Raw genomic sequence first — 12,935 nt, 5'->3', positions numbered from 1 at the left:
TTCCCCGTCAGCCCCGGGCTGCGAGACCGCAGCATCCGCCACCAGCGATGCCGACGCTGAACGCGAACCCTGCGACCCTGCGAAGAGAGCGAACGCCAAAGGCCACCCGCACTTGTCGCGGCGCCGAAATCCTACCGAAGACGACGACGCAGTACAGACTGAACCGCCACACCGCCCGTGACGCAGCGGCGCGAGCATCTCCCGCAACGGCCGGCGGGACTGCTGCAGGTTCGGTTGACACCTGACTTGTGGGGACGTCTGTCCCCGCTGGAAGGATGTGTCCCGTGCCCGCACCCCACCCCCAGGAGTTCCGCGACGACGCGGTCGCGCTGGCCCGCAAGGGCGACGCGCCGATCTCGAGGATCGCCAAGGACCTCGGGATCTCCGAGTCCTGTCTGCGCAACTGGATCAAGGCCGCAGACGTCGAGGCCGGCACCCGAGAGGGGGTGACCGCCAAGGAGTCCGAACAACTGCGCGAGCTGCGTAAGCGCAACCGGCTGCTGGAGCAGGAGAACGAGATCCTGCGCCGAGCGGCGGCGTACTTCGCCAAGGAGATCTCCCCAAAATGACCTACCCGCTGGTCCGTGACCTTGCCGGCGACGGTGTCCCCGTCGCGGTGACCTGCCGGGTTCTGAAGTTCTCCACGCAGGGCTACTACACCTGGTGCAAGAAGCCGGTCACTGACCGGGACCTAACCGACGCCTACCTGACCAACGCAGCGATCGACGCCCACCGCGAGGACCCGGAATTCGGGTACCGGCTCGTGGCCGACGAGCTGCGCGGGTCCGGTCACGAGGTCGGCGACCGGGCGGTGTCAATCCGTGGAAGCAACGAGGAGTCGTTCGAAGGCTTCGCGGGGTGTGAGGAACCCGAGTGCTGCGCGGGGTCGTTCGTTGAGTTCTTCGGCGATCGAGGTCAGGTAGGGCTGGTGGGTGGGGATCGTGGTGCCCTTGGGCAGGTACTCGCGGATCAGACCGTTGGTGTTCTCGTTCGTGCCGCGTTCCCATGGTGAGCGGGGGTGGGCGAAGTAGACCGGCAGGTCGGTGGCCAGGGTCAGGTGCCCGTGGCGGGCCATCTCGGTGCCCTGGTCCCAGGTCAGGGACTGGCGCATCATCGCGGGCAGTCCGGTGACGGTCTCGATGAGGGTGTCGGCCAGCGCGGTCGAGTCCTTGCCGTGCTGCAGTGCGAGCAGGACCGTGAACCGGGTGGTGCGCTCGACCAGGGTCGCCGCGGCGGTCCTGCCGTGCGCGCCGATGATCAGGTCACCTTCCCAGTGCCCGGGCACCCGCCGGTCGGCGATGTCCGGACGGGCCTCGATGCTGGTCATCCCCACGATCGGGGCACCACGTTCGCCCAGATCACGACGCGGACGACGGCGGGTGCGCTTGGTGCGCAGCATGATCCCGTGCCGGGCGAGCTCACCCTTGGGCAGGGCGTAGATGTACCGGTAGATCGCCTCGTGGGACACGACCTTGCCGTGCGCGGGCACCGAACCGTTCATCAGGCCCACGGTGTCGTCGTCGGCCTCGCGGCGCAAGCGTCCGGCGATCTGCCGGGGTGTGCGCGAGTGCTTCAGGTCCGCCAGGACCCGCGCGGACAACACCTCGTCGGCGGCGATCTTGCCGACCTGCGGACGCCGGCGACGGGCCGCGGCGGTGTTGTCGGCATGGACGAGCTGGTACCCGCGGGTCTTCAACGAGTTCCGAGCGACCTCCCGGGAGACGACCGAGGCGTCCCGACCGATCCGCCGCGCGATCGAGCGCAACGACTCCTTCGCGCGTAGCCCCGCCAGGATCTCGACCCTGTCATCGACCGTCACCATCCGCCGCACCCGAGCAACCCCCTGACCTGGACCGTTGCTACGACGCTATGACACCGCCCCCCACCCACCAGCCCTACCTGACCTCGATCGCCGAAGAACTCAACGAACGACCCCGCGCAGCACTCGGGTTCCTCACACCCCGCGAAGCCTTCGAACGACTCCTCGTTGCTTCCACGGATTGACACCGCCGTGTTCCTCGAACTGTGCTGACATGACCCTAGACAAGTCACATCATCGCAGTTCAGGAGCACTTTTCATGTCAACGGTGCGCCACCGTCGTGAAAGGCCGAGGCTAGTGTCAATTCTCAGGCGTCCGGTGACGGCCTGCCTCGTGGCGCTCGGCGTCGTCGCGTGCAGCATCCTGCCGTCGGCTCCCGACGCACCGACGGTCGGCGTCGGGATGGTCGACGAGACGTTGGTGGTCGTGCTGCCGGCGTGTCCGACGTCCGCGTGGACAAGGTGGCTGTCGTGCCGCGGTCCGACGACGGCTTCAACGAGGACGAGGCCCACTGGTGGACGGCTGAGGCCTATACGGGCGACGTCTCCGACGGTGTGCGCCTCGATCCGGCGTCCTGGCGGACTTCGACCGGTCCGCTGCCCGACACGACAAAGCCCTTCGGCATCGACATCTGGTACGACGATGCGCAGACCGGGGTCGTCGTGTATCAGGACGACATGGAGGTGTTCTCGAGGATCGGGACCGGTCTCTTCGTCGAAGGGGAGATCATGACGAGGGACGAGTTCGGGGAGCAACTCGGTCCGGCGAGTTGCTCGAGCTCGACGACGGACAGGTGAACCTTCGACGCGGTGGGGCTGCGCGCTGCGGGGCGGAGCTGACGACAGGCAAGGCGATGCGGTCGGTCCAGGAGCGTCCCCCGACGGACCAGACGAGCTCAGGCTGAGATATGGCAGCGAAGAACGCGGCCGGCGAACCCGCCGCCCTGGTCCGGGAGTGCATGATCGCCTTGAAGGCGCTCGGGTTCCGGGCGGTGAGCAAGCATACTGCGGTGCGCACCACCGGGTTTCCTTCTACCGTCATGCTGACGAGGTACAAGTACTCGAGCGCCGAAACTGGCCCGGAGTACGACTGGCTCATCTGGTTCGCGTGCCCGGGAGTTGAAGTTGTCGGCAAGGCGCTCCCACAGCATCTAGTCGGCGTGAGCCAGGGCTCCCAGAAGCAGCGCGGGTTCTACCGCATGCGGGACGCGGTGCAGGCGGCCGCGTTCATCGATGACTTCCACCAGTTCACCGTGCCATTTCTCAATGAGATCGACTCACCGGAGAAGCTCCTCCACCTGATCCTCGAGCGAGGCGTCAATCTCTCCGAGGGGCCGTTCGAGGACGAGTTCGCCCGCGCCCGTGCGGCGATCGACCTGATGGCTTCTTGCCCCCTCGGCCCGGACGGTGAGGCTCTTGCCGAGCGAGTGATTGCCGATGCCGTGAGGGCCGATCCGAGCATCCGCGTCGACGTCGACCGGTATCGCCGCGCGTAGACCTCTTATCATTTGCCGCAGGTCCTGGCGGCGCGGTCTACCCGCTCGGGCGAGGGGACACGGACCTGGGCTGCGCCCAGTCGCATCGTCCCGACGGTCATCTCTCCGTACGTGTGAACCCCAGAAATCGAGGTGGACGGCATGACGTCGCGCAGCGGCACGCGGGACGGGCGCACCACGCCGGCGCGATACTTCGCACTGTGCAACCCGGAGGGCTCCGACCGACTGGATGTGCCCGCTCTCCTGCGGCGCGCGGCAGACGTCATGGAGACCTTGGGTCCCGTCGACGTCGTGAGCGTCGTGCTGAGCCACGAGTTCGAACCCGACGGCAACCTGTATCCGTCCATCACGGTCGTGTACGACGACGAGGAGGACCCGTGATGCGGCGTCGCGGACGCTCGTGGCTCTTCGTCGCTCGGCCCGGGGGTGCGGCCCCATGACTCACGCTCGGGCCGGCGCGCGGCTCGCCCACGATGGTGCCCCGTCGGACCGGCGGACGCCGGTTCCTGGTCGATCGACCACGATGGAGCGCCGCCGATGACTACGGGTTCGGACGGCGGACGTCGTGGAACGAGGCATGGGCCGTCCACCCCGGGTCGGTGAGGGTGACGTTGTGGTCCGGCACCAGCGAGCTGGACGTGGCGGTCGTCGGCGACGCCCAGGCGTTCATCGAGAGCATCGGTGGATGGCGCGGGCTGTGACGCGGTCGGATGACGGGGTGAGCGCCAGGTCGGGCCGGTGAGGTCACGCAGCACGGACGCGATCGCCGCGCGGTCGTCGGGCTCGCGGCGACGTCTCAGCGCGCGAAGCGCAGGCCGCTCGCACGGCGAACCGGACGCTCGACGGCCCGGCGGACGGCCTCCGCGGACCCGACGACGCGCACGTGCTCCTGCGCGCGGGTGACCGCGGTGTACAGCAGCTCGCGCGTGAGCAGCGGCGACGACGCGGGCGGCAGCAGCACGGTGACGAACGTGAACTGGCTGCCCTGCGCGCGGTGCACCGTCATCGCGTGCACCGTCTCCACGGCAGGCAGCCGGTGCGGGCGCACGAGGCGCGGGGCGTGCGACTCCCCGAACGCCGCGACCACCCCACCGGCACCGTCGGAGACCAGGACGCCGATGTCGCCGTTCGACAGCCCGGTCGTGCGGTCGTTGACGGTGACGAGCAGGGGGCGACCGAGCGAGAGAGGCCCCGGCTGCAGGTCGCCGACCGTCTTCTCGACCCAGCGCTGCGCGAGCGCCGCCCAGCGTGCGACCCCGGCCGGCCCGCGGCGGTGCGCGAGCAGCAGGCGGTGCACCCCGAGCGCCTCCAGCGCTCCTGCCGTGTCGCCCGCGCGGGCCGCGGCGACGAGACGCGCGCCCGTCGCGCTGACGTCCCCCCGCAGCCCGGGCACCTCGTCCTCCGTCGGCACCTCGGCCGCGGGCTCGACCAGCGACGCGTGCGCCCCGCCGGCCCGCAGCAGCGCGAGCGTCGCGTCCGCGTCACCTCGGCGCACCGCGTCGGCGAGCTCCGCGAGCTCGTGCCCGAACCGGTGCGTGACGACCAGGCGCACGACGCCGCCGTGCAGGGCCGCGGCGTCGCGGGTGTCGTCGGCGCTCGTCGCAGTCCCCGGCACGTCGTCCGGCAGCAGCGCCGCGAGGCGTGCGGGCAGCGGACCGGACCGCGTGGGGCGAGCGACGAGGTCGCCGAGCACCGCCCCGACCTCGACGGACGCGAGCTGGTCCGGGTCGCCGACGAGCACGAGCCGCGCGTCCGGGCGCAGCGCGTCCAGCACGCGCGCCAGCAGCGGCAGGGACACCATTGACGCCTCGTCGAGCACCACGACGTCGTGGGGGAGCCGGTGTGCGTGGTCGTGTGCGAACCGCGTGCTCGACGGGCGCCACCCCAGCAGACGGTGGATCGTCGAGGCGGTCAGCGGCCGGGCCGCGCCCGGAGCCGCCACGGTCCCGCCCACGGCGGCGTCGTCGAGCCGGGCGAGCTCGGCGTTCACCGCCTCCTGCAGCCGGGTCGCGGCCTTGCCGGTCGGCGCGGCCAGCGCGATCCGCAGGCCCGGCCCGGCCACATCGCGCAGCACGGCGACGAGCCGCGCCACGGTCGTCGTCTTGCCGGTGCCCGGGCCGCCGGTGAGCACCGTGAGGCGCGACACCGCGGCCGTCGCGGCGGCCACGCGCTGCCGCGCGTCCTGCGCACGAGGGAACCGCGCGTGCACGGCCCGGCGCAGCGCGTCGTCGTCGACGTCGAGCAGCGACGTCAGGCGCGCGTCGACGTCGCGCCGCACGACCTGCTCGTCGCGCCAGTACCGGTCGAGGTACACGCGCCCGTCGACCCACCGCACCGGCCGGTCGGCCGGGCCGTCGACACCGTCGGCGACCATGCCGCTGCCGCGCACGGCGGCCGTCCACGCGGCCGTGTCGGGCCAGGGCAGCGTGCCGGCCGGCAGGGGCGCGTCGGGGTCGTCGGGGGAGCCCTCGGCGACCAGGGACGGTGCGTCGGCCAGGTCGACGCACACCGAGCCGGCGCGCACCGCCCGTACGGCGAGCGCGGCCGCCAGGTGGACCGTCGGGTCGTCCTCGCCCGTGAGGTCGCCCAGGCGCTCCGCGACGCGCACGTCGGCGGACGTCAGCACCCCGGCGTCGGCGAACGTCGTCAGCAGCGGACCCGCGCGCCACGGGCGGCGCGGGTCGCCGGTGTCCGGCCCCGGCGCCGCGGCGGCAGCGCGCGGCTGCGTCACCTCGCTCACGCCCGCACCCCCTGCCCGTCGAGCAGCGCCGACACCCCCACCACCAGCGAGGCCGGCGGCCGCCACGACACCACACCGCACGGCGAGCCGTCGACCACCGGCGTGTCCGGCCCGCACATGCCGCGCACGAACAGGTACACCCCGCCTCCGAGGTGACGGTCCGGGTCGTACCCCGGCAGCCGCCACCGCAGGAACCGGTGCAGCCCCACGGCGTACAGCAGCAGCTGCAGCGGGTAGTGGGCGTCGAGCATGGCCGTGCGCATCGCCTCGGGCCGGTAGTGCCACGCCGTGAGCGGGTCGTCCGGCGGGGCGAGTCGGTTGGTCTTGTAGTCGACGACGACGTACCGGGTGTCCCCGTCGACGTCGACGCGCAGCACGGCGTCGATGCTGCCCGTGAGGTAGCCGCGCAGCGCGGCGGGTCGCGTCCCGGGGTCCGCGTGGAGCCACCGCAGCCGGCCGGCGTAGGCCGCGAACGGGTCGTCGGGATCGAGGTGCGCGTCGAGCAGGTCCGCGACGTCCGCGAGCGTCGCCGGACGGCGGCCCGCGGGGTCGAGGTCGCCGCCGGCCAGCGGCAGCTCGAGGTCGAGCTCGGCGAGCCGGTCGTGCGGTGGCACCTGCGCGAGCGTCCGCCCGCCCAGCAGCGGCCCGGCGGGCGTGTGCATCGACGGCAGCAGCGCGTCGGCGAGCGCGTCCGGGTCGAGGCCCAGCCCGCCGCCGCCCCCCGCAGCCTCGGCGCACCGCGCCCGCAGCTCGCCGCGCAGGTCCGCCGCGGCGGTGTCGACGTTCTCCAGCACGTGGTGCACGAGCGTGCCGAACGCGGTGCCGCCCGGCAGGTCCGCCAGGGGCGAGCGCACCGCGCGCAACGCCGCGACCAGCGCGGGGTCGGGCGTGGTCGCCGCGAGCACCGCGAGGTCCGGTTCGTCACCGGCCCCGGCGTGCGGGGGCGGGGTCGGCGCCGGCCCGTCGGTCTCGTCCTGGATCCCCGGGTCCTCGGGCTCGTCGGTCACGCCGGGACGGTCGGGCACCGACGGGCCGGCCGGTCCCGCGTCGTGCGCCGCGGCGGTGATCCCCGAGTAGGACGTGCGGCGCCACGTGAGGTCCACCCCGCGGCCCAGACGCGCGACCTCCAACGGGCCCGGCTCGCCGCGCACGGGCTCCCAGCGCACCACCGGGGGAGCCGCGTCGACGGTCTCGTGCACCACCGTCCCGCCCGAGCCCGCGGCGAGCGCGTCGAACCCCGCCGCGGCCTGGTCGTCGCGCGGCACCGGCACGGTGTCCGGCGGCAGCCCGTCCGCGTCGCGCGCCCCCAGCACGAGCCGGCCCACCGCCCCCGACGCCGACACGGTGCTCGGCGCCCACCACAGCACCACCTGGCTGCTCGCCCGCGTGAGCGCGACGTACGCCAGGCGCAGGTCCTCGCCCGCCTCCTCGGCCTGGTGCCGGGCACGCGCCTCGTCGTACCCGGGGCTGCCGCGCCCGCCGACGTGCAGGCGGCGCGTGCCGTCGTCGTCGTGGTAGCGCAGCACGGACGGGTCGCGCGGCACCCACCGGTCCCACGCGAACGGCACCATGACGACCGGGAACTCCAGACCCTTCGCCGCGTGCACCGTCACCACCTGCACCGCCGCGGCGTCGGTCTCCAGGCGGCGGCTGCGCTCCTCGGCGTAGTCGACCGCGGCCTCGTCGATGCGCGCGCGCAGCCACTCCGTCAGCGCCGCGGCGCCCAGGCCGGCGTCCCGCGCGGCCGCGTGCAGGACCTCACCGACGTGCCGCACGTCGGTGAGCACGCGCTCCCCGTCGACGCGCGCCGCGAGCCGCTCGTGCAGGCCCGCTGCGGCCGTGGCCTGCAGCAGCGCGGCGACACCCTGCCCGGCCAGCACGTGCGACCAGGTGCGCATCCGGTCCGCGAGGTCCTCACGCTGCGCGTCCGACGCCCCCGCCAGCCGCGTCGCGTCCCACCCGACGAACGGTGTCAGCGCCGCAGCCGCGACCCGCGCCGTGTCACCCGTGGCGGCCAGCGCGCTGAGCAGCACCAGCCAGTCGCGCGCCGCCGCCGTGGTGAACACGCTCGACAGCCCGGAGACCACGGCCGGCACGCCCACGGCCGCCAGCGCCTCCCGCACGGCCAGCGCGTCGGCGTTGCGGCGCGCGAGCACCGCGACGTCACCCGGGAGCACGGGCCGCCACGCGTCGCCGTCCCGCAGCCGGCTGTGCGTCAGGGTCAGCACCACCCGCGCCGCGACGTCGCGGTGCACGACGGACCGCACGGTGTCGACCTTCGGTGCGGCGCTCCCGGCACCGACGGCCCGGCGTGTCACGCGGCGCACCAGCACCGGCGGTCCGCCGTCCAGCCGCCGCTCGGTGTGCGCGGCCTCGACGGGGTGCACGACGATCCGCGGGTCGCCCAGCGCGGCCCCGCCCATGAGGTGCGCGAGACCGTCGAGGACGGGCGCGTCGGTGCGCCAGCTGCGGCCCAGCGTCGCGGTGGTGGCGACGCCCCGCGCCTCGAGGTACGTGTGCACGTCGGCGCCGCGGAACGCGTAGATCGCCTGCTTGGGGTCGCCGATGAGCACGAGCGTGCGGTGCCCGTGGAACGCCGTGCGCAGGATCTGCCACTGCACCTGGTCGGTGTCCTGGAACTCGTCGACCATCACGACGCGGTACGGGGCGCGGACACGCTCGGCGGCGGCCGCACCCGTGGCCGGGTCGGTGAGCGCGTCACGCAGCAGCGTGAGCAGGTCGTCGTAGTCGACGACGTGCGCGGCCCGGCGCCGCCGCACGACCTCGTGCCGGACCGCACGCGCGAGGCGGTAGCGGTGGTCGGGTGCGGTGCCCGGCGGTGCGTCGTCGGGGGCGAGCAGCGCGGCGTGGTCGCTGACGGCGGCACGCGCGACCTCGCGCGCGTCGGCCACCGTGAGCACGGGCTGGTCCGCCCCCGCGTACGCCGCGAGGTACAGGTCGTCGACGACCTCGGCCTCCAGGTCCGCCACGTCCGGCACGAGGGTCGCGCCCGGCTCGACCACGCCGCCGCCCGTCGTCGTGCCGAGCGCGCGCAGCATCTGCTGGCAGAACCCGTGCGTCGTCGTGATCGTCGCCGCGTCCACCTGCGACAGCGCGACCGTCAGCCGGTCGCGGCGGCGCGCGAGCTCGGCGTCGTCGACGTCGGCCAGGTGCCGCACGAGCACGTCGTCGCTGGTCCGCGCCGCGGGGTCGCGCAGTGCGCGCTCGGTCGCGACGAGCCGCGCGCGCACCCGGTCCCGCAGCTCGCTGGTCGCCGTCCGGCCGAACGTCACCAGCAGCAGCTCGGGCAGGAGCGCGTGCCCCTCGGCGACGTACCGTGCCGCGAGCGCCGCGATCGTGAACGTCTTGCCCGTGCCCGCGCTGGCCTCCAGCACGGTGGTGCCCGCGGGCAGCGGGCCGCAGACCTCGAAGACCGCGGTCATGCCGGCCCCCGCCCCTCGCGCGTGAGCAGCGCGTCCCACACGGTCCGGGCGAGCGCACCGAGCAGCGTCGGCTCGTCCGGCCACGCGGCCCGGTCCGCCGGTGTGGGCTCGCCCGCGACGGCCGCCAGCGTGAACCCGTCGCCCCAGGCCAGCACGTGGTACTCGTCGGTGTGCTCGTAGCGGTCGCGCAGCGCCTGCTCCGCGTCGGCGAGCGCACCCGCCGGGTCGTCGTTGCCGTGCCTGCGGTGGGCGTACGTGCCGGCGGCGGCGACGGGCAGCGGCAGGGGCGCGCACAGCGCGCGGTCCCGCACCGTTACGAGCTCGGCCAGCAGCCGGCGCGCGTCGTCCGGCTCCGGGGGCGTGAGCCACGACGTGGCCGCCGTCGGGCGCGTCCCAGGGCCGCGGCCCACCGTGGCGGCACCGCGCACGGGGGGACCGTCGGGGTCGGCGGCGAGCGCCAGCAGGCGCACCCACGCCCGCAGCCGGTGCTTGGCGCCGAGCCGCGCGTACACGGCCCGCACGAGCACGTCACCGTGCACCCCGGGCACGGTGCCGGTCAGCGTGCGGTCACCGGGCAGCGGCACGGTGACGTCCACGGTGGTCGCCGGGGCGCCCAGCACGGGTGCCGCGGCCTCGGCGACGGCCGCGACGCGCGTGGCGACGTCGGCCAGCGCCGCGCCCCCGAGGTTGCCGGGCGGCACCCTGCCGCGTCGCCGCTCGGCGGCCGCCGCGCGCGTCAGGTCGACGCCGTCCAGCACCGCGGCGAGCAGCCGGTCGCCCGCCGCCCACCCGTCGAGCGGTGCCAGGGTCAGCGGCAGCCGGTCGTCGAGGTCGTCGACCTCGCCCGGCACGAGCACGCCCAGGCGGCGGCGCACGAACGCCCGCACGGGGTGCTCGAGCGCCGCGACCAGGTCGTCGAGGTCCACCACCGGATCGTCGAGCGGCGGGAGCGGTGCGGTGAGCAGCGGCGGGCGCGGGTGCCGTGGCCCGCGCGCGACGGTCGCCGCGTCGCGGTCGACGACGTCGAAGCTGAACGGCCCGGGCCGCCCCAGCGCGCCCGGGGCGAAGTTGCGCTCGTCGACGGTCTGCAGCGGGTGGTGCACGACGAGCGCCCCGCGCGACGTGCGGCCGTCCGCGAACGCCACGGCCTCGTCCACCGCGTCGAGCAGCTCGCCCACCGGTACGGCCGGCGGTCGGGGGGCACCCGTGCGCTCGTCGGCGCCGCTGTGCACGACGACGAGGTGGTCGCCCGCGGCCGTCACCGCGTCGAGGAACAGCTGCCGGTCCTCGGCACGCCGGTCACGCTCGCCGACCAGCGGGTCGCGCGCGAGCACGTCGTCACCGTCGGGGGCGCCCGCCCGCGGGAACGCGCCGTCGTCCAGGCCCAGCAGGCACACCACACGGTGGGGGACCGCGCGCATCGGCTCCAGCGAGCACACCGTGAGCGCGCCCGTGCGGAAGCCTGCGCGCGTCGGGCGGCCGCCCAGGCGCGGCTCGAGCAGCGCCACCACGTCGGGCAGCCGCAGCGGCACGTCGGCGCCCGCGGCGGACGCGCGCGCGTCCGCCAGCACCGCGCGCGCGCCGACCTCCTGCCACGCGTCGGTCGGGTCCGCGGCCGTCAGCAGCACGAGCGCGCGCTCGAGGGCGTCGAACCACGCGCTCGCGGGCCGGGCGCCGTCGAGCTCGTCGAGCAGTCCGGTCACCCGGTCGACGAGCTCGGCGAACCGGCCCGCGAGGTCCACGTCCGTGCTGTCCACGTCGTCCAGCGGCAGCGCGGAGCCCACGTACCGGTGGTCCTCCTCGGCCATCGCGACACCCAGCAGCAGGCGGTCGGTGCCCGTGCGCCAGGTGCCCTGCGGGACGCGGCCCAGCCCGTACCGGGCCCGCCGGTCCTGGTCCTCGCCCCACCGCACGCCGGACTCCAGCGCCCACGCGCGCAGCCGCTCGGCCGCCGCGTCGTCGAACCCGAAGCGCCGCCGGACCGCGGGCAGACCCGCCAGGTCGACGACCCCCGACGCGGTGACGCGCGAGCCCGCGAGGTCCAGCAGCGCGACGAGCACGCGCAGCAGCGGGTTGGTGCGCGCGGGCGCACGGTCGGCCACGCGCACGCGCAGCGTGCGGCCCGGGTGCACGGTGGCCCGGTCGGCCTCGTCCTCCGCCGGGGCCCCGAACGCCGCGGCGACCAGCGGCGCGAACGCCTCGACGTCCGGGCACAGCACGACGACGTCGCGCGGCTGCAGCGTCGGGTCGTCCGCGAGCAGCCCGAGCACGGCCTCGCGCAGCACCTCGACCTGCCGGCCACGGCCGTGGCACGCGTGCACCTGCACCGTCCGGTCGCCGGGCGCGGCGACGGCACGTGCCGCGGGGCGCTCGTCGGCGCGCAGGGCGGCCTGCAGCGCGCCGAGCACGGTCGGCGGCGGCGCGGGCGCGGGGTGGTGGGTGACGTCCGCTCCCGTCGCGGTGAGGCGCAGCGCGAGCTCGGTGGTGTCGCGCGCGGTCGAGGCGAGCAGCGGGTGCCGGGCGGGTGCCGGGACGTCGCGGCGGCGCGGCGCGACGGTGGGACCGCCGACGTCGGCGCGGCCGGCCGTCGCCGCCGTCCGCTCCCACAGCGCGCGCGACGGGTGGGGGAGCCACACGTGCACGTCGCGGTGCGCCGCGAGGGCGGTCAGCACCTCGACGTGGGCCTGCGGCAGCCGCGTCGGGCCCAGCACCGACAGCCGCGTGGGCAGGTCGACGAGGTCGGGGTCGGCGCGCAGCGCGCGCGTCGCCTCCGCCAGCAGCTCTGCCGGGCTCGGTGTGCCCACGGCCGCCCGCACGGCGCGCCACAGCGGTGCCTGCCACGCGACGTCCGTGGGCAGCGGGTCGCCCGCGCCGTCGTCGTCGCGCCCGGCGGCCCACTCCATGACGAGCGACGGCCGCTGCGCCGCGTACGCCGCGAACCCGGCCGCGAGGCGCTGCGCGAGCCGCAGCCGGCGCCCCGCCCGCACGTCGTCGCGCGCACCCGGGGGATCCTGCACGTGCCGGGCCAGCGGCTCCGCCCACGGCAGGCCCGCGGCGACGGCCTCGTCGACCGCCTGCAGCACGTGCCACACGAGGCGCTCGGGCTCCCACGGGTCGTCGTCGCGGGACGTCCCCGTCGCCGCGGCGACCGCGTCGCGCACCAGCCGCGTCGGCGAGCCCATGTCGATGCGCGCGCACACCCCCGCCTCGCCGGCCGACCCCGCACCCAGCCGGTGCGACAGCCGCTGCGCGACCCACCGCTCGACGCCGCGCGTCGGCACCGCGACGACCTCGCGCGCGAACGGGTCCGTGCCGGGGGGCACGTCCGCCAGCAGGTCGGCGAGCGCGTCGACGAGCACGTCGGTGCGCTCGGACGTGTGCACGCGGAGCCGCCCCGCACGAGGTCCGGCATCGCGGAGCGGCGCGGTCGTCACCCC

7 protein-coding genes and 2 pseudogenes are annotated in these 12,935 nt (G+C 75.3%); 5 read left to right on the top strand and 4 right to left on the bottom strand.

What is annotated here, in order from left to right; all coding sequences use genetic code 11:
* Positions 1-284: 284 nt before the first annotated feature.
* Positions 285-814: pseudogene (locus CFLA_RS20930) on the top strand (transposase); the annotation flags it as partial.
* Here CFLA_RS20930 and CFLA_RS12310 read toward each other — a convergent pair.
* A complete protein-coding gene (locus CFLA_RS12310; RefSeq protein WP_043598709.1) occupies positions 815-1,822 on the bottom strand; it encodes an IS30 family transposase in 1,008 nt (335 codons plus the stop codon). It abuts the pseudogene before it with no gap.
* Between the two features lie 50 nt (positions 1,823-1,872).
* Here CFLA_RS12310 and CFLA_RS21280 point away from each other — a divergent pair.
* The 4 genes and pseudogenes from CFLA_RS21280 to CFLA_RS12295 form a co-directional block, all read left to right on the top strand.
* Positions 1,873-2,004: pseudogene (locus CFLA_RS21280) on the top strand (IS30 family transposase); the annotation flags it as partial.
* A 253-nt stretch (positions 2,005-2,257) separates the two neighbouring features.
* The gene (locus CFLA_RS12305; RefSeq protein WP_013117658.1) at positions 2,258-2,617 is read left to right on the top strand and encodes a hypothetical protein; all 360 of its coding nucleotides are present in this window, start codon (positions 2,258-2,260) and stop codon (positions 2,615-2,617) included.
* A 110-nt stretch (positions 2,618-2,727) separates the two neighbouring features.
* The gene (locus tag CFLA_RS12300; protein WP_013117657.1) at positions 2,728-3,315 is read left to right on the top strand and encodes a hypothetical protein; all 588 of its coding nucleotides are present in this window, start codon (positions 2,728-2,730) and stop codon (positions 3,313-3,315) included.
* Positions 3,316-3,456: 141 nt separating this feature from the next.
* Entirely contained in the window at positions 3,457-3,696 is a 240-nt protein-coding gene (locus CFLA_RS12295; RefSeq protein WP_013117656.1) for a hypothetical protein, read from the top strand.
* Between the two features lie 415 nt (positions 3,697-4,111).
* Here the strand turns inward: CFLA_RS12295 and recD are convergent, their stop codons facing one another.
* From recD to recC, 3 genes are read right to left on the bottom strand one after another with little or no spacing between them, the layout of a single operon-like run.
* Complete coding sequence (recD, locus tag CFLA_RS12290; RefSeq protein ID WP_013117654.1) at positions 4,112-6,055, bottom strand: exodeoxyribonuclease V subunit alpha; 1,944 nt, start codon at positions 6,053-6,055, stop codon at positions 4,112-4,114.
* A complete protein-coding gene (locus CFLA_RS12285; protein ID WP_013117653.1) occupies positions 6,052-9,498 on the bottom strand; it encodes a UvrD-helicase domain-containing protein in 3,447 nt (1,148 codons plus the stop codon). Before CFLA_RS12285 ends, recD begins: the two co-directional genes overlap by 4 nt.
* Positions 9,495-12,932, bottom strand: a complete 3,438-nt coding sequence (recC, locus tag CFLA_RS12280) for an exodeoxyribonuclease V subunit gamma (RefSeq protein ID WP_148234354.1) — start codon at positions 12,930-12,932, stop codon at positions 9,495-9,497. Before recC ends, CFLA_RS12285 begins: the two co-directional genes overlap by 4 nt.
* Positions 12,933-12,935: the final 3 nt, after the last annotated feature.

This window comes from Cellulomonas flavigena DSM 20109, assembly GCF_000092865.1.
GTDB lineage: Bacteria > Actinomycetota > Actinomycetes > Actinomycetales > Cellulomonadaceae > Cellulomonas > Cellulomonas flavigena.
The sequence above is the reverse complement of the archived record's forward strand: the minus strand, read 5'-3'. Positions and strand labels throughout refer to the sequence as shown.

Bases quoted from the DNA above. Each gene is read 5' to 3' on its own strand.
- CFLA_RS12285 (WP_013117653.1), bottom strand. From the start codon at position 9,498: ATGACCGCGGTCTTCGAGGTCTGCGGCCCGCTGCCCGCGGGCACCACC.
- CFLA_RS12295 (WP_013117656.1), top strand. From the start codon at position 3,457: ATGACGTCGCGCAGCGGCACGCGGGACGGGCGCACCACGCCGGCGCGA.
- CFLA_RS12300 (WP_013117657.1), top strand. From the start codon at position 2,728: ATGGCAGCGAAGAACGCGGCCGGCGAACCCGCCGCCCTGGTCCGGGAG.
- CFLA_RS12310 (WP_043598709.1), bottom strand. From the start codon at position 1,822: ATGGTGACGGTCGATGACAGGGTCGAGATCCTGGCGGGGCTACGCGCG.